The sequence below is a fragment of the Jeotgalibacillus haloalkalitolerans genome (assembly GCF_034427455.1).
GTDB classification, from domain to species: domain Bacteria; phylum Bacillota; class Bacilli; order Bacillales; family Jeotgalibacillaceae; genus Jeotgalibacillus; species Jeotgalibacillus haloalkalitolerans.
Window position 1 is genome coordinate 710,379 of sequence record NZ_JAXQNN010000002.1, and the last position, 22,586, is coordinate 732,964.

Sequence of the window (22,586 nt, forward strand, 5' to 3'; positions counted from 1 at the left end):
GGGGCAAATAGCTGCCCCCGCTTTCACATATTATTCGTTTTCTTCTTCATCAAGGAAAGTATTCAGCATTTCCTCAATCAGATCCCACTCTTCTTCTGATTCAACAGGCTTTAATTCACCTTCTGAATTCTCATCATTCGGCTCAAAAGAAGACGCATGAATTTCAATTTCTTCTTCCTCTGTATCTCCTACAGGATAATAAAGTACGTAGGATTTTTGGAACTGATCTGAATCAAATGTGAATAACACTTCACACAATACTTCATTTCCCTGTTCATCAATTACTGTAATTTGCTTTTCTCCGTGTTCCATTTCAGTCACCTCATTTAGTATTGCTGTCAAGATAACCCTGAAGGATCATCACCGCAGCCATCTTATCAATTACTTTTTTTCTTTTACCCCTGCTTACATCAGCTTCAAGTAATACCCGTTCAGCAGCCATTGTGCTGAGACGCTCATCCCAGAAGATGATTTCAGCATCGACACGCCTGCTGAGCATATCAGCATATCTTTGACTGGCTTCAGCACGGGGCCCGAGCGAATTATTCATGTTCTTCGGTAAACCGATCACAATTTTTGATACTTCATGTTCATCGACTAATTCTTTAATCCGCTTGAAGCCGAAAAGGCCTGCTGCTTCATCAATTTTTACTGTTTCAATCCCCTGGGCAGTCCAGCCCAGGGCATCACTGATGGCTACTCCAATTGTTTTGGAGCCTACATCAAGTCCCATTATTCTCATGTTCAGCCCTCTTTATGCTGCTGAAGATAAAACTTCACCAATTCCTCAATAATTTCATCCCGTTCAAGTTTACGGATAACATTCCTTGCATCCTGGTGACGCGGAATATAGGCAGGGTCACCGGATAAAAGATACCCGACGATTTGATTAATCGGATTGTAGCCTTTTTCTTCAAGAGCTTCAAACACCTGATTCAGGACCCGTTTCACTTCCTGATCAGCTGAATCATCTCCAAAGTCAAACCGCATCGTTTTATCAAATGAGCTCATCAACAACACCTCACTACGGAATAGCGTTCTTATTATCCAACTATTGCTATTGTACACCAGATAGCAGGAGAATCAAATTGATTTCACCCATTCTGGCACAAATTGAAGTGCTTCATCCACGCGCGAAGGATCTTTACCGCCTGCCTGAGCCATATCAGGGCGGCCTCCGCCTCCACCTCCGCAGATGGTTGCAATTTCTTTTACAAGCTTACCGGCATGATAGCCCTGATCAATCAGATCCTTTGTCACACCAGCAATGATTTGGACTTTATCATCGTTTACTGAAATCAGCACAAGCACACCTGATCCGATTTTATTCTTCACGTCATCAGCCATTGTTCTGAGCGTATTCATATCTGCTGCCTGAACTTTCTCAGCTAATACACTTACGCCATTTACTGACTGCACGCGATCCATAATATTCTTCGCTTCAATATTTGAAAGCTTGGCATGAAGTGATTCATTTTCTCTCTGAACTGATTTAAGTTCTGACTGAAGCCCTTCAATTCTGCTTTCAAGATCTTTTGGATTTGATTTTAATAATCCAGCCGAACGATTTAATACATCAATCTGTTCATTCATCAGGCGGTAAGCTGATTCTCCGGTAACGGCTTCAATACGTCTTGTGCCTGCTCCAATTCCCGCTTCTGAAGCAATTCTGAATAGACCAATCTCTGCAGTGTTGCCGACATGACAGCCACCGCACAGCTCAAGACTATAGTCACCAATAGATACAACGCGGACCTCAGAGCCGTATTTTTCTCCAAACAGTGCCATTGCACCCATCGCTTTTGCTTCATCAATTGACTTAATTGACGTGCCTACACCGTAGCTTGTCCAGATCTTCTCATTTACAATCTCTTCAATTTTACTTAACTCTTCTTTCGTTACCTGACCGAAATGAGAGAAGTCAAAACGCAGACGGTCGGGCTCAACCAGGGAGCCTGCCTGATTAACATGATCACCTAAAACATCTTTTAATGCCTGATGGAGAAGATGCGTTGCTGTATGGTTTTTAGTAATTCTGTTTCGCGCGGAATCACTTACACTTGCATTGACACTGTCACCTTTTTTAATAGAACCGCTCTTCACAATTCCGGTATGGAGGTTTTGTCCATTAGGTGCTTTTTTGACATCCTGCACTTCAATGACACAGCTTTCATGCGTAACCGTTCCCTTATCTCCAATCTGACCGCCGCTTTCTGCGTAAAAAGGTGTTTCAGCCAGTATAAACTGTATTTCTGATCCTTCTGACGCCTGATCAGCGAAATCACCATTGACAACCAGATCCTCAAGCGTTGTAGAATAATCAAGTCTGTCATAGCCTACAAACTTACTCTTCGTATGAATATCACCTAACACGCCGCCCTGAACCTGCATTGATCCGCTTTCCTGGCGTGCAGCTCTTGCACGGCTTCTCTGACCTTCCATTTCATGCTCAAAGCCTTTTTGATCAATCGAAAGACCGTTTTCCTCTGCATATTCCTGTGTCAGCTCCACAGGGAATCCAAATGTATCATACAGTCTGAAAACATCTTTACCGCTGATTTCTTTTGAACCGTCTTCCTGCGCTTTTTTCATCAGTTCTGTCAGAATTGACAGACCTTCATTTAACGTTTCATGGAAGCGCTCTTCTTCAGTCTTAATGACTTTCTGAATGAACTCTTGTTTGCTTTTCACTTCAGGATAGAAGTCAATCATGATATCCGCTACAACCGGTACAAGCTCATACATGAACGGACGGTTGATTCCGATCTGTTTTGCATAACGGACCGCTCTTCTCAGCAGACGGCGAAGGACATATCCTCTTCCTTCGTTAGAAGGCAGTGCCCCGTCACCCACTGCAAATGCCACGGTTCTGATATGGTCAGCAATGACTTTAAACGCTGTGTCTTCTTCGTCATTTTGACCGTAGCGTCTTTTTGCTACAAGCTCAGTTGCTTCTATGATTGGCATGAACAAGTCCGTCTCGAAATTAGTCGGTACGTCCTGAACGACACATGCCATTCTCTCAAGTCCCATTCCGGTATCAATGTTTTTCTTTGGAAGCGGTGTGTACGTGTCATCTGCGTTATGGTTGAACTGTGAAAATACAAGGTTCCAGATCTCAAGATAACGTTCGTTTTCTCCGCCTGCATACAGTTCAGGGTCAGACGGATCATTTCCATACTCTTCACCACGGTCATAGAAGATCTCAGAGTTTGGACCACTTGGACCTTCACCAATATCCCAAAAGTTCCCTTCAAGACGGATAATTCTTTCTTCCGGCACACCGACTTTTTTATTCCAGATCTCATACGCTTCATCATCTTCAGGGTGAATCGTCACAGAGAGCTTTTCAGGGTCAAAGCCAACCCATTTTTCTGATGTAAGAAATTCCCATGCCCATTCAATTGCTTCCTCTTTAAAATATTCACCAATCGAAAAGTTTCCGAGCATTTCAAAGAAAGTATGGTGTCTTGCAGTCTTACCGACATTTTCAATATCATTTGTTCTGATTGATTTCTGTGCATTCACAATTCTCGGATTTGCAGGTATGACACGGCCATCAAAATACTTTTTCAGGGTTGCCACTCCACTGTTAATCCATAATAGCGATGGATCTTCATGAGGAACAAGTGACGCACTTGGTTCCACGTCATGATTCTTTTCTTTGAAGAAATCTAAATACATTTGTCTGATTTGAGCACCAGTCCATTTTTCCATTCTTATTTCCTCCTTTAATCTCCCGAAACGTCTCTGAAAACAGAAAAGGGTCCTCAATCCTACACAGGGACGAGACAACACTCGCGGTACCACCCTGGTTATGGATTGACAACCCATCACTCTAAAGTTGCTTTAACGCAGCAGACGGCAGCTGTTAACTGCACTCCGGACCAGCTTTCCGCAGATACTTCAGTAAATTCCTTTCAGCCTGAGGGAATTCTCTCTTTAAATGAGTTGGTCTGCGTACTTGTTCCTTCTTCGAGATTCATTATTCTATCTGAAATTATATGAAAGATCATCATCGTTTGTCAATTTAACCTTGCGAAGTTTCGAGGAAATCGTAAGGTGTGACACCTTCCATTCCAATCATTGGATCTGCTCCGCCATCAAATGGATCAGTATCATCTGAAAACTCCACCTGTTCACCCGCAAGTCTTTCCTTAAGAGAAGTCATCCTTGTCAGGTCATCTTTTCGCTCAACGCCGTACCTGAATGCATCCTCTTCGCCGCACATAATCAGAAATTTACTGCTTCTGGTGATCGCCGTATACAGCAGGTTTCTTCTAAGCATGCGCGAGTAACTTTTCACAACCGGCAGTACCACGATCGGGAATTCACTTCCCTGTGATTTGTGAATTGAACAGCAGAATGCATGAGTAATCTGGTTAAGGTCCTGTCTTGTATAGGTTACCTCCACTCCGTCAAAGGAAACGAGAATCATATCCTGTTTTTCTGTATTTTCTTTCGCATAGAAAATGGATATCACTTCACCCATATCACCGTTAAAAACATTGCTCTCCGGCTGATTGACGAGCTGAAGCACTTTATCCCCAATCCGATAGACAATATCTCCCCATTTCAGTTCTTTTCTCGAACCGTCGTCATTCGGATTCATTAACTGCTGGAGCAGGGCATTCAGCTTATCAATGCCAGCAGGTCCTCTGTACATCGGTGCAAGCACCTGAATATCCTTTGCCGTATAGCCTTTTTTCATCGCATTATTAACAATTTTACCGACTACCTCATCCATCTGATTGGCTCTGCAGGGAATAAATGAACGGTCTGGGAAAGGCTTTCTGATCGTCTCAGGTACTTCCCCTTTTTTCATATGATGGGCAAGCTCAATAATGGAGGAGCCTTCTTCCTGACGGTAAATATCAGTAAGCTCTACTGCCGGCACTTTTTTAGCATCCAGCAGATCCTGTAAGACCTGTCCCGGTCCAACAGAAGGCAGCTGATCCTGATCTCCCACCAGAATGACCTGCATGGATTCAGGCACTGCCTGCAGAAGCTTATTGGCAAGCCACGTATCTACCATCGACATTTCATCAATGATCAGCAGGCGCCCGGCAACCATTCTGTCATCATCTTCTTCATCCATATCCTCCTGCCCGTTAAATCCAAGCAGACGGTGAATTGTCATAGCTTTCAAACCGGTGGATTCTGTCATTCTTTTTGCAGCTCTGCCTGTAGGGGCTGCCAGAACGATCGGAAACGGCTCATCCTTTGAATAGTTATCAGGATCAAGCGAGAGTCCGTGAAGCTCGGCATACAGCTCTACAATTCCTTTGATCACGGTCGTCTTTCCTGTACCCGGGCCACCGGTTAAAATCATAATTGGTGAAGATAACGCTGTCTGAATGGCTTCTTTTTGCGAAGGGGCGTATGTGACCCCTATCCGCTCCTCAAGATCACCCAGTGCGAGCAGGAATTCGGCTTCAGGAAACTGGTCATGGACTTCTGTGTTGGACGTCAGGCTCTCAACGCTTGAAGCAATTCCGACTTCAGAATAATAAAGGGAAGGCAGGTAAACTTTTTTGTTCTCACCTACGATTTTCCCTTCTTCATGCAATTCCACAAGGCTTTTTGAAATATCAGCGTAATCCACTTTCTCAGGCTGATGCTTCTCAAGCAGCTCCTTCACTCTGATTAACAGCTGCTTTGAATCAGCATAAACATGGCCTTCCTGCATAGAAAGCTGAGTGATTGTATAAAAGCATGCGGCTTTAATTCTGTCAGGATGATTTCCTGATAACCCAAGCTGTCTGCCTAGTTCATCCGCTTTACCGAAGCCTACACCTTCAATATCATTGACAAGCTGATAAGGATTTTCTTCGATCACTTCAACCGTTTTTTCCTGATAAAACTGATAGATCTTCATCGAAAGCTGAGGACCGAACCCCCAGTCATTTAAAAGAACCATAATCCGTTCAAGACCCTGATGCTCTATTAAAACTTCGTGGATATGATGCGCCTTTTCTTCAGACAGCTTTGGTACCTCCAATAACACAGACTCGTTTTCCATGATTTTGGAGATGGCATTTTCACCAAGCGTATCAACAATCTTTTCAGCTGTTTTTCTGCCTATGCCGTTAAACAGATCACTTGAAAGATAATGAATAATTCCCTGCTTTGTCTGAGGTAATTCCTTTTTAAATCGCTCTGCAATAAACTGGGGGCCAAACCGCGGATGCTCCTTCACTTTTCCGAAAAAAACATATGTATCTTCTTCCTGCATAGAAGGAAAATGGCCTGTTACGACCATTTCCTTTTCAGCGTTTGCAATATTCGTGTCAGATACACGGATCCTCACTACTGAATACATATTATCTTCATTATAAAAAATAGAAACGATCAGCGTTCCTTTCACATATAACTCTTCTTCAGTAAACAGATCCGTCTGCTGACCTTTCATGAAAGACTCCTCCTATTCGCCGCTAATTGCCTGCTGCATGATTTTACGTCCGTTTAAAGCAAGATAATGATCCGGCTGTGCTTCGATTGCTTTTTCAAAACAATCAAGCGCTGCCTCTGCATTTTCTTCAAACCCGGCATATGCGACACCAAGATTATAAAGTGCATCTGCATGCTCAGAATCAAGCTCCACAGCACGCTTCAGCTGCTGGATTGCTTCAGTCCCGTGCTCGAGCTTCGCAAGTGAAAGGCCATATTGAAAATGAACCTCTGCATCATCGGGTGACAGTTCCGCTGCTCTTTGCAGATATGGTACTGCCAGTTTAACCTGTTCGTTATTCATCATGGACATTCCGAGCATAAAATAAGCGTCATGGTCTTCCAGTCCCGTCTTGATTGCTTTTTCATATAACACAGCCGCTTCCTTAAATCGTTCCTGCGTATAATAAAGGTTAGCGAGTGCATAATAGGCTGCCCCTGCTTTTTCATCAAGTGTGATCGCTTTTTGATAAAAGCGTTCTGCTTTTTCGACTTCATTGAATCGTGCCAGTACATTTCCAAAATTAATATAGGCAGCCGGGTCATCCGGACTTTGTTCAATTTGTTCATTTAATTTTTTCAGGGCTTCTTCGAGCTCACCTTTCTGGATCAGTTCGATTGCCTGTTCATTTAAAGATTTCATAACGGTCTCCTTCATGTTGATTTGGGCTAAGTATATCATAAGGCATAAAAAATGACCTGATGTGAAGGGTGTTCACAAAAGGTCATTTTTATTTTATTAACTTTGCCAAAACGGGCTGATGATTTCCGCTTCAGGGGGACTTCGCGGCCGGGCGGTGAGCCCGCAGGCTTCGCCATGGCCTCACACGTCGCTTCCTGCCGCAGCCCCTTCCGCTTCAATCATCAGTTGTGCAAATAGTAATATGGATTTCCTATTCCATATATAAATTTATTAACCTACATACAACAATTGCTTTGAGCTTTTATAAATCTTATCAATGGTTCCGCCGCCCAGGCATTCTTCTCCGTCATAAAGGACGACTGCCTGTCCAGGTGTGACTGCACGTACCGGCTCGTCAAAGACGATTTCTGCTGTGCCGTCTTCCTGCATGTGAACCGTTACACCCTGATCAGGCTGACGGTAACGGAATTTCGCAGTGCAGTGGAAGGATGCCTGCGGTGCTTTTGCAGAAGTAAAGCCCATATCCACAGCAGTGATAGAATCTGAATAGAGTGCTTCGTGTTCAAATCCCTGTCCAACATACAGCTGATTTGTTTCAAGGTTTTTACCGAATACAAACCAAGGCTCACCTGACCCGCCGATTCCAAGTCCGTGTCTCTGACCGATTGTATAATACATCAATCCATCGTGACTGCCTACTTTTTCCCCGTCCATTGTTACCATATCACCAGGCTGTGCAGGGAGATACTGACCTAAAAACTCTTTGAAGTTTCGTTCGCCGATAAAGCAGATGCCGGTGCTGTCTTTTTTTGCAGCAGTCGCAAGTCCAGCTTCGGCTGCGATCTTTCTCACTTCTTTTTTATCAATATCTCCGATCGGGAACATCACTTTTGAAAGCTGTTCCTGTGACAGCTGATTCAGGAAATACGTCTGGTCTTTGTTCTGATCAAGACCTCTCAGCATTTTGACTTCATCACCTGTACGGTCAACACGTGCGTAATGACCCGTAGCAAGATAATCTGCCCCAAGCTTCATTGCATGGTCAAGAAATGCTTTAAATTTGATTTCTTTATTACACATGACATCAGGATTTGGCGTTCTTCCTGCCTTATATTCCTCAAGGAAATAGGTAAATACCTTATCCCAGTACTGCTTCTCAAAGTTCACTGCATAATAGGGTATGCCGATCTGATTACATACACGAATCACATCGTTGTAATCCTCCGTTGCTGTACATACACCGAATTCATCAGTGTCGTCCCAGTTTTTCATAAAAATTCCGATCACATCATATCCCTGCTGCTTTAACAGGTATGCAGCAACAGAAGAATCCACGCCACCGGACATCCCGACTACTACTCTCGTTTCAGCGGGTGTTTTTGTCATTTGAATCACCTTTACTTATCAGACGCTAGAAGCGGTCTGTCATTTTCTTAAGACTTTGTGCAATATATACTGCATCTTCAACTGTGTTACCGTAACCAAAGCTGAAGCGGACTGAATTAAACAGTTTCTCGCTTTCTGAACCAAACATTGCAGCCAGCACGTGTGAAGGTTCTACAGACCCTGCTGTACACGCTGAACCGCTTGACGCAGCAATTCCTGCTAAATCAAGGTTAATCAGCAGTGACTCTATTTCGGCTCCCGGAATGCTCAAGTTTACCACGTGGGGGAGTGAATATTCAAGGGAGCCGTTTACTTCAAATGGCACGTCTGATTGTTTTAATTCATGTATCAGCGTTTCCTTTATTTTAACCAGTTCAGCTGTTTTTTCCTCTTTACGCTCGTACGCATGTTTGACAGCTTCAGCAAATCCGGAAATTGCCGCCAGATTTTCTGTTCCTGCTCTTTTCTTGCGTTCCTGCTCACCACCAAAAACAGTTGCATGGTGAGGAGTGCCGTTTTTAATGTATAAAAACCCTGCACCCTTTGGACCGTTGATTTTGTGAGAGGAAACAGATAAAAGGTCGATGCCTTCATCCCTCACCCTGATATCTGAAAGACCGAATGCCTGTACTGCGTCTGTATGAAAGACTGCCTGATGGTCTTTTAAGCATTCACCAATCTCTTTAATCGGCTGAATGGTACCTGACTCATTGTTTCCATACATAACAGTGACTAAAATCGTATCTTCACGCAGAGATGAAGCAAGCTCTTCCATGCTGATCCGACCGGTTTTATCCACTTCCAGATAAGTGACCTCAAAACCGCGTTTTTCCAGCTCCTGACAGGGATGTAAAACGGCATGATGCTCAACTGCAGTTGTAATAATATGCTTCCCCTTATGCTGCATGGCATCAGCTGTTCCAAAGATTGCGAGGTTATCAGCTTCCGTGCCGCCGCTTGTAAAATGAATCTCATTAAAATGAACGCCAAGCATGGAAGCAATCAGCGTTCTGGCGTCATCCAGTATTTTTCTTGCTGCCCGACCTGTCTGGTGGATACTTGACGGGTTTCCATAAGTCTTTTCCATCACATCCACCATGACTGCTGTGACTTCAGGGAGCATCGGGGTTGTAGCAGCATGATCTGCATAAATTCTGTTCAAACCAAAACCCTCCCGTTAAATATAGAACATATAGGCGTCTGATTCGCCTTCTTCTGTATGATTTGCTAAATCTTCAATTGTTGTGTGATCAAGTACATTTCTTACTGCATCTCTGATTCGGATCCACAGTTCTCTCTGAGGAGGCGCTTCGTTTTCAAGACCTTCAACAGGGCTGATTGGACCTTCAAGTGTTCTGATGATGTCCCCGGCAGTAATTTTTGACGGTTCATCCGCCAGAATATATCCGCCATACGCACCACGGACACTCTTTACAAACCCTGAATTCCTGAGCGGTGCAATCAGCTGCTCAAGATAATGTTCAGAGAGATTATGTGTTGTTGCAATTGATTTTAATGAAATTGGACCTTCTCCATAATTTTTTGCCAGTTCAATCATGATTGTCAGACCATAACGGCCTTTCGTTGAGACTTTCATGTGTCATCCACCTTTGCGACTATTTGCTTTTGCCATTATAGCATATAACCTTTAGGATTGGCATTTGTGCGGATTATATGGGTATGATGCTGTTAGAGAAACGGAGGGGATTCTATGGCTGTTAAACCACTCGCATTCAGAATGAGGCCAGCTGAAATAGATGAGATCATTGGTCAATCCCATTTAGTGGGAGAAGGTAAGATCATCAGAAGAATGGTTGATGCCAACCAACTTTCATCAATGATTCTTTATGGTCCACCGGGGATCGGAAAAACTTCTATCGCTTCAGCCATTGCCGGCAGTACGAAATACGCCTTCAGAATGCTGAATGCAGTATCCAATAATAAAAAAGATATGGAAGTCGTTGTTCAGGAAGGGAAAATGTCCGGCAGGGTCATTCTTCTTTTAGATGAGGTTCACCGGCTGGATAAAGCAAAACAGGATTTTCTGCTGCCTCATTTAGAAAACGGAACCGTGATCTTAATCGGCGCCACAACAAGCAATCCGTATCACGCAATCAATCCTGCGATCAGGAGCAGAGTTCAGATCTTTGAGCTGAAGCCGCTGGATGAAGACGAAATGAAAGCGGCTGTTAAAAGAGCAATTGTTGATAAAAGAGGCTTTGGTGAAAAACAGATAGAGGTTTCTGAAGAGGCAATCACTCATTTTGCCACAGCAAGCGGTGGAGATGTGAGAAGTGCTTTAAATGCATTAGAGCTCGCTGTTTTATCAACGAAGGAAAATGAAGAGGATATAATTGAAGTCACTCTGGAAGCAGCTGAGGAATGTCTGCAGAAGAAATACTTTTCACACGATAAAGATGGCGATGCGCACTATGATGTGATGAGCGCATTTCAAAAGTCGATCAGAGGTAGTGATGCGAATGCGGCACTTCATTATCTGGGCAGACTGATTGAAGCAGGTGATCTGCCTACGATTGCACGAAGATTATTAGTCATTGCATATGAAGATATCGGTCTCGCAAGCCCTCAGGCGGGACAGCGAACACTTGCAGCGATTGAATCTGCTGAAAGGCTTGGTTTTCCAGAAGCCCGTATTCCGCTCGCGAATGCTGTCATTGAACTCTGCCTGTCTCCTAAATCGAATTCTGCGATTTCAGCGATTGACAGTGCACTTTCAGATATTAGAAAAGGTAAAGCTGGCGCAGTGCCTGACCACTTAAAAGATGCGCATTATAAAGGCGCAGAAAAGCTGGGACGGGGAACCGAATATAAATACCCTCACAGTTATCCCGGCGGCTGGGTGGCCCAGCAGTACCTGCCCGATTCACTGAAACGTGCAGCTTACTACGAACCTAAGGAAACCGGTAAGTTTGAGCAGGCATTAAAACAGATTTACGATAAATTAAAATAAGGCCCGGACAATGTCCAGGCCTTGTTTTAATGATAAAATTGTGATCATAAGACACTTACTTTTTTATGAAGCAATATCTCTTTTTGTAAAGATTGTAAAAGCAAGTACCATAAAGATAGTGAAGTAGATCAGGATCATGATGATTGAGAATTGCATCGTCATGCCCTCCACCATCGGCATATTCATTTCATACAATGAAAGGTTTGTATTTGCAAACAGGCTGTATTTTGCCCAATCATAGTACATTGCGATAAAGCTTGTTGCCGTTCCGCCTACAAACAGGAGGAATAAACTGATTCCAATCGCCAGTGAGCTGTTACGGAACACTGCTGAAATCATAAAGGCCATTGTCGTCAGCATGATGACATCAAGTGAGTTAAACAGGTATACGCGCACAATATAGGCAGCCATACTCTTTTCAACAACCTGACCGTCTTCAAAGACAAGTCTGATTGAAGATCCCGGATCAAATAAGATCAATCCCAGAATAACGGAAAGAATTGCTGTAATCGCTACAAGGAAAAGTCCAAAAGCGCCAACTGTAATGAATTTGGATAAAAGGATTTTCCATCTTGCAATCGGTCTGATCATCAGCAGCTTAATCGTTCCCCATGAGAATTCTCCCGCGACGATACCCGAAGCAACGATAATCGCAAACAGTCCGATCAGCGAAATTAAAAATGTACTTGATTCAAGGTAAGACCAGAAAGTTCCTGCATTGTTTGGTGCAATGTCATTTTCAATTGCATACTCATTAATGGCAATCTGTTCAGCAGGGTCCTGTACCATAAATGCGGGTTCTCCACTAGCAGCTGACTCCTCAAGCTGGGCATTTTGTGCTTCAAGCTGTGATTCCCAGCTTCCTGTTCCCCCGTCCCCAAGGGAATTAATAAACAGCGTAATTGCAGTTGCAGCAATCACAGCAAGTACAACCAGTCCTACCATAACGTAGGTGGCAGGTCTTGAGAAAAGCTTCATCCATTCGTTTCTGATTAAATTAAACATTTACAGGTTCCCCCTTTCTTTCAGACGTTACTTCAAGGAATCTGTCTTCAAGCGTTTTTGCTGCAACTGCTGCACCAAACACTGAAACATCTTCTCCCACACACCATTTGATAATGGCCGGTATATCTTCTTTTTTACAGTTGATCAGAAGGTCCTCACTGACCAGCTGAATTTCCCACGCAGGAAACGCCTGTCTCATTTTGTCTGCAATCTGTTCAGGATCAGACACTTCGATTTTATAAACCTGAGACTGTGCACCAACGAAATCACTGATTAACTGCACATCTTTTAATTTTCCGCGCTGAATAATACCGATCCGGTCACACATCATTTCCATTTCTGATAACAGGTGACTTGATACGATCACTGCCATGTCACGTTCTTTCGCAAGTCTTCTTATGTAATCTCTGATTTCCCTTATACCAGCCGGATCGAGACCGTTTGTAGGTTCATCCAGGATCAGAACTTTTGGATCATGAAGTAAACTTTGTGCAATACCGAGTCTTTGCCTCATACCCAGGGAATATGTTTTTACCTTTTCGTGAATTCTTCCTTCAAGACCCACAAGTTTAACGACTTCATCAATTTTTTCTTTTGAAATACCTTTATACATTCTTGAATAATGAATCAGATTCTTATACCCTGACATAAATTTATACATTTCAGGATTCTCTACTATTGCACCAACCTGACTGACTGCACCTTCAAAATCCGCTTTCACACTTTTACCATTTACAACAATGTCTCCTGATGACATTTTCATCAGTCCGACAATTATCCGGATTGTCGTTGTTTTACCGGCACCGTTTGGACCAAGAAAACCAAAAACCTCTCCACTGTATACATCAAATGAGATATCATCAATGATGGTTTTGCCCCGGATGTTTTTTGTTACATTTTTCAGTTCAACAACCTGCCTGCTCATTTTACACTCCCCTTTTTTCCTGATAACTTTAATACGCTGCAAATGGAAAAAAGTTTCAGACAAAATAAAAAAAACGGCAAAATCGCCGTTTTTATCTTACAGTTTTAATATCAACGTCTTTTAAGAATTCCCTTATGACGTAGCTCGCAGCAATTAATCCTGCAGCTGAAGGAACAAATGCATTTGAAGAAGGCGGCATCTTTGCCTTTCTGATTGGTGCATTTTCTTTACCAACGGTTTTATTTACTTCTTCTCGCGTAATAATCGGGCTCTCATCTGAGAAAATGACTGGAATGCCTTTTTTGATCCCGTCTTTACGAAGGTGTTTTCTGATTACTTTTGCAATCGGATCTGTATGGGTCTTTGAAATATCAGCAATCTGGAATCGGGTCGGATCCATTTTATTTGCTGCTCCCATACTTGATATGATTGGAATATCCCGGTTCAGGCATTCCTTCATTAAATGAATTTTGTAGGAAATCGTATCAGAAGCATCAACGACAAAATCGAGACCATAACTGAAAAATTCTTCATACGTTTCTTCCGTGTAAAACATCTTTAAAGAATGTACTTCACAGTCAGGATTAATGTCAGCAATTCTCTCTTTCATCAGGTCAGCTTTAGGCTGTCCCACGGTAGAAAGCAATGCAATAATCTGCCTGTTTACATTGGTAATATCAACATCATCTTTATCTACAAGGATCAAACGGCCTACCCCGCTTCTGGCAAGTGCTTCAGCTGCAAAAGAGCCAACGCCGCCGATACCAAGAACAGCCACTGTTTTACCTTTTAGAAGATCGAGCCCTTCAGAGCCGATCGCAAGTTCATTTCTGGAAAATTGGTGCAGCATATTATCAACTCCGTTTATTGGATTAACGGCTTTTAGAATAGCGTAAAATGGTGTTAGATGCAACTTAAATCCGACAGAAATACTTGTTATTAAAACAAAAAACAGACCCGACGCCTAAGCTCCGGGTCTGTTTTCGTATGTAAGATGTGGTAAATCCCAATTGTGCCGTTCGATGTAGGAATCTATCGTTTTGAACCCGCTCTCAGCAGGTGGGTGTCCTATTTTCAGCTTTATGCTTCCCCGCAAAGGGCATGCAAGCGGCTGAAAAACGTGAACTCCCGGATATTGAAGTGTTCGGTCAAAACTGATGGATATTAAAACGTACACATCAGGACTTACCTTGTGAAATCATCATAGCATACGGCTTATTAAAAAACAATTAATTAGATGAAAAATTATAGATTTTTCTGAAGATTCAGTGATAGCTTCAGCTCGTCTAATTGAGCTTCACTTACCTCACCCGGTGCATTCGTTAACACACAGCTTGCGCTTGCTGTTTTAGGGAATGCAATCGTGTCGCGCAGATTGGTTCTGCCTGCAAGAAGCATCACAAGGCGGTCCAGACCAAGCGCAATTCCACCATGCGGCGGTGTACCGTATTCAAACGCCTCAAGAAGGAATCCAAACTGATCAATTGCCTCTTCTTTAGAGAAACCAAGTATCTCAAACATTTTTTCCTGGATCTCACGTTCAAAAATACGAAGCGAGCCTCCACCCAGTTCATATCCGTTCAGCACAATATCGTATGCCTGTGCTCTGACTGCACCCGGATCTGTTTCAAGCAGGTGCAGATCTTCTCTGACCGGCATTGTGAATGGGTGGTGTGCAGCATAATAGCGGCCTTCTTCCTCGTCATATTCAAGAAGCGGCCAATCAGTTACCCATAGGAAGTTAAATGCCGACTCGTCAATCAGGTTAAGGTCTTTTCCAAGTTTTGAACGTAGCGCACCAAGAGCATCTGCTACAACTGACTTTTTGTCTGCTACAAATAACAGAAGGTCACCTGCTTCAGCATCTGCTGTTTTACTAAGCTCGCTTTGCTCATCTTCACTGAAGAACTTTGCAATTGGACCTGAGAAACCTTCCTCCGTTACTTTCAGCCAGGCAAGTCCTTTTGCACCGTAGCGTCCGGCAAATTCACCCAATGCGTCAATATCCTTGCGTGAATATTGATCTGCTGCCTGTTTTGCATTAATCAGTTTCACCTGACCTCCATTTGCAACAGCACCACTGAATACTTTGAAACCGGAGTTCTCAACAATTGAAGATACATCAGTAAGTTCCATAGCAAAACGTGTATCCGGTTTATCAGAGCCATAACGTTCCATCGCATCATGATACGTCATACGCGGAATTGGCAGCTGAATTTCAAGTCCTTTTACATCTTTCATCATTTGGTAAAGCATTTTTTCGTTCATTGCCATGATATCTTCCTGGCTCATAAAGCTGGTCTCAATATCGATTTGAGTGAACTCAGGCTGTCTGTCAGCACGGAGATCTTCATCGCGGAAACATCTTGCAATCTGGTAGTAGCGGTCAAACCCGCCCACCATTAACAGCTGCTTAAACAGCTGAGGCGACTGCGGAAGTGCATAAAATTCACCTTCATGTACGCGGCTCGGCACTAAATAGTCACGCGCACCTTCAGGCGTACTCTTTGTCAGCATTGGTGTTTCAACTTCAATGAACTGCTCGTCATCGAGGAAACGGCGGATTGATTTTGTAATGCTGTGACGCATTTTAAATGTCTCAGCCATAACCGGACGGCGAAGGTCCAGGTAACGGTGCTTCAGGCGGATGTCTTCAGCTGTTTCAGCTTTATCTTCGATTGCAAAAGGCGGTGTCTTTGCACTGCTCAGAACAGTGACTGCTTCTGCCTGGATTTCAATCGAACCTGTTGCGATATTCGGGTTTACCGTTCCTTCACCGCGCGCCTGAACCGTTCCTTCAATGCTCAATACATACTCACTGCGGATGTTTTCTGCTGTTTCTAGTGCTTCTTTAGACGTTTCCGGGTTAAATACAACCTGTACAATTCCTGATCTGTCACGAAGATCGATAAAAATCAGGCCACCGAGGTCACGTCTTTTCTGAACCCAGCCTTTTAGTGTGATTTTTTCTCCAATAGCGGCTTCAGGTACCTCTCCGCAATAAAATGATCGTCCAAACATGTACATTCCTCCTAAGCTTTCTCTATATACTGAATAATTTCTTCAAATGATATGTCTTCCTGTGTCCCGCTCTCCATGTTTTTCACAGCGGCTTTACCTGCTGACAGCTCATCTTCACCGATAATGACAACGTTAGCTGCGTTGATACGGTCAGCTGCTTTAAACTGCCCCTTCATTTTACGGTTCAGATAATCAAGCTCAACACTTAATCCCTTTTTGCGTGCATCATATGCAAGAGATACTGCTTTTTCTTTTGCAGCCTCTCCCATTGCAACGAAATAACAGTCAACGTGATCATTAATCGGAAGCGTTACATTCTCTGCCTCAAGTGCTGCCATCAGTCTTTCAATGCTGAGCGCAAACCCGATTCCAGGCGTTGCCGGTCCGCCGATTTCTTCAGTCAGGCCATTGTATCTGCCGCCGCCGCAAAGCGTTGTAATGGCACCAAATCCTTCGGCATCACTCATGATTTCAAATGCTGTGTGATTATAGTAATCCAGTCCGCGAACCAGATTTGGATCAAGTTCATAGTCAATGCCCATTACATCAAGGTAACGTTTCACTTTTTCAAAGTAGCTTTGAGATTCTTCGTTAAGATAATCTTTTAAAGATGGGGCATTTTCAATCAGCTCGTGCCCTCTGTCTTTTTTACAGTCAAGAATTCTGAGCGGATTCTTATTCAGACGTACCTGACAGTCAGAACAAAACTCATCAATTCTTGGACTGAAGTGTCCGATCAGTGCATTTTTGTGAGCAATACGGCTTTCTGTATCACCAAGGCTGTTCAATACCAGCTTTACTTTTTTCAAACCCAGACGGCTGTATAATTCCATTGCCAGTGAAATCACTTCTGCGTCAATTGCAGGGTCATCACTGCCAATCGCTTCAACCCCGAATTGTACGAACTGACGGAAACGGCCTGCCTGTGGTCTTTCGTATCTGAACATTGGACCTGTATAGAATAATTTAACCGGCTGGATTGCCTGACCGTGCATTTTGTGCTGAACGTATGAGCGGACAACGCTCGCGGTTCCTTCAGGGCGCAGCGTCAGGTTACGATCCCCGCGGTCCTTGAATGTGTACATTTCTTTTTGAACGATATCAGTCGTATCACCGACACCTCTTTCAAACAGCTCAGTGTGTTCAAAAACCGGCGTCCGGATTTCTTTATATTGATACTGTCTGCATAGCTCTGCAGCAGTCTGTTCGATATACTGCCAGTGTTCGGAAACACCCGGTAAAATATCCTGCGTACCTCTTGGTATATTAATTGCCACTGATAATTCCTCCTTCAAATCCTAGCTTCAACATAAAATCCCAGACAAATAAAAAAATCCCGTCCCTTGTTCGAAAACAAGGGACGGGAAATTCCGCGGTGCCACCCTAATTGAAGCCTGAGCTTCCACTTAAAGCAGTTAACGCCTGCTGACGTTTCTCCCTACTTAAAGTTCAGGAAAAAGCCTACGGAGTGTTCATTCAACAGGGCGCAATGTAAGTCTGCTTTCAGCCTATGGCAGCCTCTCTCTTTACATACGTGATCCTGTTTACTATTCTCCATCATCGGGATTCGTTCATATGTTCATATAATGTAATCAATCATAATCACCAACAGCTTTGTTGTCAAGAGGATAATAATTGTCTTAAATTTTCAAAATACTAATGACGCCTTATTTATTTTTCTATATGATATGAATACAAGGATGTTGAGGTGATGTGATTGAAACTGCTGTCAGTACTAATATCAACTGTTTTATTTCTATCATTAGTACCGGAATTAAAAGTGCATGCAGAAGGAAGTACAATTGAAGCTGCACACGATGGAATACTGATCCGGGAAGGCCCGGGATTATCTTATCCTGCCATTGCTACAGGCAATGCCGGAGATCAGTATAAAGAACTGCAGAGAGACAATGGCTGGGTGGAAGTCTCAGTAAATGACGGGTCCGGCTGGATTGCTGAATGGCTGCTTACATCTGTTAATGAACCTGAAACAGAAGCTGCCAGCCAGTCAGCTGTTACAACTGATAACCTGAGACTGAGAGCTGAACCGGATCAGAATTCAGAGATTCTGTCAGTGATTCAGGCAGGACAAAGCGTTGAGGTACTTTCATCTTCAGATAACTGGTCAGAGGTTGTATATCAGGGGAATACCGGCTGGGTTGTCTCTGAGTATCTGGATGCGTCTGCATCTGAACCACAAGCTGCTGAGGGCAGTAATGGGACCATTCTCGTTGACCGACTGAATGTCAGAGATGATTTTTCATCTGATGGAAATGTGATTGGTACACTTAATACTGGTGACCAGGTCATTGTCAGCGATGAAAAATATGGCTGGTTATACATAAGTACAGGTACTTTAACAGGCTGGATCAGCTCTGATTATGTTGAATATCATTCTTCCACGGTTAACCAGACTGCTGAAACACCATCTGATGATATACATATTACAGTGAATGGACTACAGGTTCGTTCAGAGCCCGGCCGCAATGCTGATGTGATCGGAACGGTCAACCTGTATGATTCATTTTCAGTGGAAGAACAGTCAGGAGACTGGTTACGGATTGAATTTGAAGAAGGTAAAAGCGGATGGATTGCCGGCTGGTTTACTGAACGGGGTATTCACCCTGAAAGTAATGTCAGTGCTCAGACAAGCGGTGAAGTTACAATCCTCTATAACGGCTCCAATGTCAGAGAGGCACCTTCAACAGATGCTGCTGTCGTATATAAAGCCAGTGCAGGTGAATCTCTTTCAATTGTCAGTCAGAATGGGGATTGGTACGAAATCAGCCTGCCAGGCGGTGGTAGTGGATTCATTGCAAACTGGATTGTCTCTACAGGAAATGAAGCTGAGCCTGCGGAACCGGAAAGTGAAACCGAAGAGGAAAATGAAGAGCCGGTTACATCCATTTCTGAAGCCACCATCATTATTGATGCGGGTCATGGCGGAAGGGATGGAGGAGCTGTCGGTGCTGCCGGTACACTTGAAAAATCCTTAACGATCAGAACCGCAGAAGTACTTTATCATATGCTTTCAAGCACAGGTGCAAATGTCATTATGACACGGGAAGATGACCGTTACGTAGACCTTTACAGCCGTGTGGCCATTTCAAGAGACCATCAGGCTGATGCATTTATTTCACTGCATTACGATGCAATCAATGACCGCAGTGTAAAAGGCTTTACAACCTATTATTACGGAGGACCTGATGAAGCACTTGCTGATTCGGTTCATGAAGGCCTGAGTGACAGTATGACGGTGAAAAACCGTGGTATGCAGCACGGGAACTTCCTCGTATTAAGAGATAACTCTGCGCCGTCAGTACTGCTTGAGCTCGGGTTTATCAGTAACCCTTCTGAAGAGGCTTCGATCAATAATGACCGTTTCAGGGAAATGGCTGCAACAGGTATTTATAATGGTCTGACTGAGTACTTTTCAGAATAAAACAAAGACGCTTCCCAGGTATAAGGGAAGCGTCTTTTTAACTTTCTACGATTAACGTTACCGGACCATCATTGGTCAGGGAAACATCCATCATCGCGCCAAAAACACCTGTTTCAACTTTCAGGCCTTTTTCGTTGAGGTATTCATTGAATTTTACGTAAAGCGGTTCTGCATGATCCGGCTTCGCAGCGTTCATGAAATTCGGCCGTCTACCCTTTTTAGTATCACCATATAGCGTAAACTGTGAAATCGACAGGATTTCTCCACCCTTATCCAGCACAGAATGATTCATTTTGCCTTCATCATCTTCAAAGATGCGGAGATTGGCAATTTTATCAGCAGCATAGCGGCAATCGGACTCGGTATCGTCCTGACTGATACCAACAAGCAGTACCAGTCCTGAACTGATTTGACCTTCCACTTTGCCCTCTACTGTTACATGCGCTTCTTTACTTCTCTGAACAACAACTTTCAAAACAATATGCCTCCTATACTAATTGACAATTCTCTGAACGGCATAAATATCCGGTATCTGCTTGATCCGGTCTACTACTCTCTGTAGATGCGTCACGTTCTGAATCATAATTGACATATTAATGGTTGCCATTTTATTGCGGTCACTTTTTCCGCTGACAGCTGAAATGTTTGTTTTTGTTTCGTTTACAGCCTGCAGTACTTCATTCAAGAGACCTCTTCTGTCATAGCCGGAAATTTCAATGTCAACGTTGTATTCTTTTCTATTATCAGTCGTTCCTTCCCATTCAACGGGAATCAGTCTTGCTTCAGAGTCACCCTGAATATTCGGGCAGTCACTTCTGTGCACAGACACACCCCGCCCGCGTGTAATAAAACCAATGATGTCATCCCCCGGAACAGGGCTGCAGCATTTTGAGAGTCTGACCAGCAGATTATCTATTCCTTTGACTGTTACACCCGCATCCTTCTTCTTTTTAACTGAAGGGGGTTTGATATCAGCCATTGCTTTTTCAAGTGTATCTTCTTCATCGCGCAGTTTTCTGAGCCTGTCAGTTAACCGGTTTGCGATCTGTGCTCCGGTAATTCCACCATAGCCGACCGCCGCAAAAAGATCTTCTTCACTTGCAAAATTGTATTTTTCATACACACGTTTCATATTTTCTTCTGTCAATACTTCTTTTGGAGAAAAATCAAGCGCGCGGATTTCCCGATCAACGGATTCCCTGCCCTTTTCAACGTTTTCTTCACGTCTCTGCTTTTTAAAGAACGCTTTGATTTTGTTTTTCGCCTGGGAAGTCTGGGCCAGCTTCAGCCAGTCCTGACTGGGTCCATATGAATGTTTGGACGTCATGATTTCGATAATATCACCAGTCTTCAAAGGTGAATCAAGCGGAACCATTTTCCCGTTAATTTTGGCGCCGATTGTTTTATTCCCAATCTCAGAGTGCACACGATAAGCAAAATCAATCGGGACAGAGCCTGCCGGCAATTCCATCACATCGCCTTTTGGCGTAAATACGTAAACCATGTCGGAAAACAGATCAAATTTCAACGCATCCATGAATTCCTCTGCATCTGATGAATCCTGCTGGAACTCGAGAATTTCTCTGAACCACGTTAACTTCTTTTCAATTGTCTGCTTGCTGTCTTCATTCACTACTGTACCTTCTTTATAGGCCCAGTGTGCTGCCACCCCATATTCAGCAATCCGGTGCATATCAGCTGTTCTGATCTGCACTTCAAGCGGATCGCCTTTTGGACCAATCACAGTCGTATGAAGGGACTGATACATATTAGGTTTTGGCATCGCAATATAATCTTTGAATCTGCCGGGCATCGGCTTCCAGCAGGTATGAATAATCCCGAGTACAGCATAGCAGTCCTTTATACTGTCCACGATCACGCGCACAGCAAGAAGATCATAAATTTCATTGAACTGTTTATTTTGTACAGCCATTTTCTTATAGATTGAATAAATGTGTTTTGGTCTGCCGACAATATCAACATCAATGCCGACATCTTTTACCTGTTGTTTGATCTCAGTAATGACTTCATCCACATACTCTTCCCGCTCATTGCGCTTTTTCTTCATCAGATTTACGATACGGTAGTACTGCTGTGGGTTGAGATATCTGAGCGATGTATCCTCAAGCTCCCATTTAATTGTGGAAATCCCTAATCTGTGAGCCAGTGGCGCAAATATTTCCAGTGTTTCATTCGAAATACGGATCTGCTTTTCAACTGGCATGTGTTTTAATGTACGCATATTATGAAGGCGGTCAGCGAGCTTAATCAAAATCACTCTGATGTCCTGTGCCATCGCAATAAACATTTTCCGATGATTTTCTGCCTGCTGTGCCTCTTTCGATTTATATTTGATCTTTCCGAGTTTCGTAACGCCGTCCACCAGCATGGCAACTTCTTCGTTGAACTTCTCAGTCAAATCCTCATAAGTAAAAATGGTATCTTCAATGACATCATGAAGAAAGCCGGCTGCAACTGTAGATGGATCCATCTGAAGCTCTGCGAGAATACCTGCAACCTGCACAGGGTGGATGATATAAGGCTCACCTGATTTTCGGAACTGCTCTTTATGTGCTTCTTCAGCCAGGTGATAAGCTTTCTTTACAAATTCGACCTGGCTTTCGTTCATATAACTTGAGGTAATCTCGAACACTTCTTCAACGGTAAGCACCCGATCATTTGCCATACAATTTATCACCTTTATCATGTTTAGTAGTTTTGAGTATTGTTTCTATTATTAATA

The 22,586-nt window shown here is 43.4% G+C and carries 18 protein-coding genes, 1 other RNA gene and 2 other annotated features; of the genes, 2 read left to right on the plus strand and 17 right to left on the minus strand.

Translation table 11 applies throughout. The features are described 5' to 3' along the window. Positions 1 to 30: 30 nt before the first annotated feature. The 9 genes from UFB30_RS08665 to cymR form a co-directional block, all read right to left on the minus strand. Positions 31 to 312, minus strand: a complete 282-nt coding sequence (locus tag UFB30_RS08665) for a DUF1292 domain-containing protein (protein WP_041121052.1) — start codon at positions 310 to 312, stop codon at positions 31 to 33. Positions 313 to 322: 10 nt separating this feature from the next. After that, the gene (gene ruvX / locus UFB30_RS08670; RefSeq protein ID WP_322421280.1) at positions 323 to 742 is read right to left on the minus strand and encodes a Holliday junction resolvase RuvX; all 420 of its coding nucleotides are present in this window, start codon (positions 740 to 742) and stop codon (positions 323 to 325) included. A gap of 2 nt (positions 743 to 744) precedes the next feature. Continuing rightward, entirely contained in the window at positions 745 to 1,011 is a 267-nt protein-coding gene (locus tag UFB30_RS08675) for an IreB family regulatory phosphoprotein (protein WP_039810001.1), read from the minus strand. Between the two features lie 72 nt (positions 1,012 to 1,083). Next, entirely contained in the window at positions 1,084 to 3,717 is a 2,634-nt protein-coding gene (gene alaS, locus UFB30_RS08680; RefSeq protein WP_322421281.1) for an alanine--tRNA ligase, read from the minus strand. Positions 3,718 to 3,779: 62 nt separating this feature from the next. After that, positions 3,780 to 3,985, minus strand: a binding site (T-box leader). Between the two features lie 45 nt (positions 3,986 to 4,030). After that, entirely contained in the window at positions 4,031 to 6,412 is a 2,382-nt protein-coding gene (recD2, locus tag UFB30_RS08685; protein WP_322421282.1) for an SF1B family DNA helicase RecD2, read from the minus strand. A 12-nt stretch (positions 6,413 to 6,424) separates the two neighbouring features. Next, positions 6,425 to 7,093 (minus strand): tetratricopeptide repeat protein, encoded by a 669-nt coding sequence (locus UFB30_RS08690; RefSeq protein ID WP_322421283.1) that lies wholly within the window; start codon positions 7,091 to 7,093, stop codon positions 6,425 to 6,427. 270 nt (positions 7,094 to 7,363) lie between these two features. Next, positions 7,364 to 8,479, minus strand: a complete 1,116-nt coding sequence (gene mnmA, locus UFB30_RS08695; RefSeq protein WP_435390815.1) for a tRNA 2-thiouridine(34) synthase MnmA — start codon at positions 8,477 to 8,479, stop codon at positions 7,364 to 7,366. A gap of 25 nt (positions 8,480 to 8,504) precedes the next feature. Next, entirely contained in the window at positions 8,505 to 9,641 is a 1,137-nt protein-coding gene (locus tag UFB30_RS08700) for a cysteine desulfurase family protein (protein WP_322421284.1), read from the minus strand. Between the two features lie 15 nt (positions 9,642 to 9,656). Continuing rightward, complete coding sequence (gene cymR, locus UFB30_RS08705; RefSeq protein WP_322421285.1) at positions 9,657 to 10,076, minus strand: cysteine metabolism transcriptional regulator CymR; 420 nt, start codon at positions 10,074 to 10,076, stop codon at positions 9,657 to 9,659. 114 nt (positions 10,077 to 10,190) lie between these two features. On the opposite strand from cymR, the gene UFB30_RS08710 reads away from it, so the two are divergent. Next, positions 10,191 to 11,450 carry a replication-associated recombination protein A gene (locus UFB30_RS08710; protein ID WP_322421286.1) on the plus strand — a complete coding sequence of 420 codons (1,260 nt, stop codon included), beginning with the start codon at positions 10,191 to 10,193 and terminating at the stop codon, positions 11,448 to 11,450. A 63-nt stretch (positions 11,451 to 11,513) separates the two neighbouring features. Here the strand turns inward: UFB30_RS08710 and UFB30_RS08715 are convergent, their stop codons facing one another. The 6 genes from UFB30_RS08715 to hisS all read right to left on the minus strand — a co-directional run bounded on the left by UFB30_RS08715 (position 11,514) and on the right by hisS (position 17,678). Then, positions 11,514 to 12,455: an ABC transporter permease gene (locus UFB30_RS08715; RefSeq protein WP_322421287.1), complete on the minus strand. Its 942-nt coding sequence runs from the start codon at positions 12,453 to 12,455 to the stop codon at positions 11,514 to 11,516. Further along, positions 12,448 to 13,380, minus strand: coding sequence for an ABC transporter ATP-binding protein (locus UFB30_RS08720; protein WP_322421288.1), 933 nt, complete (start codon positions 13,378 to 13,380; stop codon positions 12,448 to 12,450). Before UFB30_RS08720 ends, UFB30_RS08715 begins: the two co-directional genes overlap by 8 nt. Before the next feature lie 91 nt (positions 13,381 to 13,471). Next, positions 13,472 to 14,230 (minus strand): tRNA threonylcarbamoyladenosine dehydratase, encoded by a 759-nt coding sequence (locus UFB30_RS08725; RefSeq protein ID WP_322421289.1) that lies wholly within the window; start codon positions 14,228 to 14,230, stop codon positions 13,472 to 13,474. Positions 14,231 to 14,379: 149 nt separating this feature from the next. Further along, a non-coding RNA gene (gene ssrS / locus UFB30_RS08730) (6S RNA) lies at positions 14,380 to 14,568 on the minus strand. Positions 14,569 to 14,625: 57 nt separating this feature from the next. Next, positions 14,626 to 16,401: an aspartate--tRNA ligase gene (gene aspS / locus UFB30_RS08735; protein ID WP_322421290.1), complete on the minus strand. Its 1,776-nt coding sequence runs from the start codon at positions 16,399 to 16,401 to the stop codon at positions 14,626 to 14,628. An 11-nt stretch (positions 16,402 to 16,412) separates the two neighbouring features. Beyond that, positions 16,413 to 17,678 (minus strand): histidine--tRNA ligase, encoded by a 1,266-nt coding sequence (gene hisS, locus UFB30_RS08740; protein WP_322421291.1) that lies wholly within the window; start codon positions 17,676 to 17,678, stop codon positions 16,413 to 16,415. 76 nt (positions 17,679 to 17,754) lie between these two features. Continuing rightward, positions 17,755 to 17,971, minus strand: a binding site (T-box leader). 147 nt (positions 17,972 to 18,118) lie between these two features. Here hisS and UFB30_RS08745 point away from each other — a divergent pair. Further along, positions 18,119 to 19,843, plus strand: a complete 1,725-nt coding sequence (locus UFB30_RS08745) for an SH3 domain-containing protein (protein WP_322421292.1) — start codon at positions 18,119 to 18,121, stop codon at positions 19,841 to 19,843. Positions 19,844 to 19,880: 37 nt separating this feature from the next. Here the strand turns inward: UFB30_RS08745 and dtd are convergent, their stop codons facing one another. Further along, complete coding sequence (gene dtd / locus UFB30_RS08750; protein WP_322421293.1) at positions 19,881 to 20,318, minus strand: D-aminoacyl-tRNA deacylase; 438 nt, start codon at positions 20,316 to 20,318, stop codon at positions 19,881 to 19,883. An 18-nt stretch (positions 20,319 to 20,336) separates the two neighbouring features. Beyond that, positions 20,337 to 22,529: a RelA/SpoT family protein gene (locus tag UFB30_RS08755; protein WP_322421294.1), complete on the minus strand. Its 2,193-nt coding sequence runs from the start codon at positions 22,527 to 22,529 to the stop codon at positions 20,337 to 20,339. Between the last annotated feature and the right edge of the window lie 57 nt (positions 22,530 to 22,586).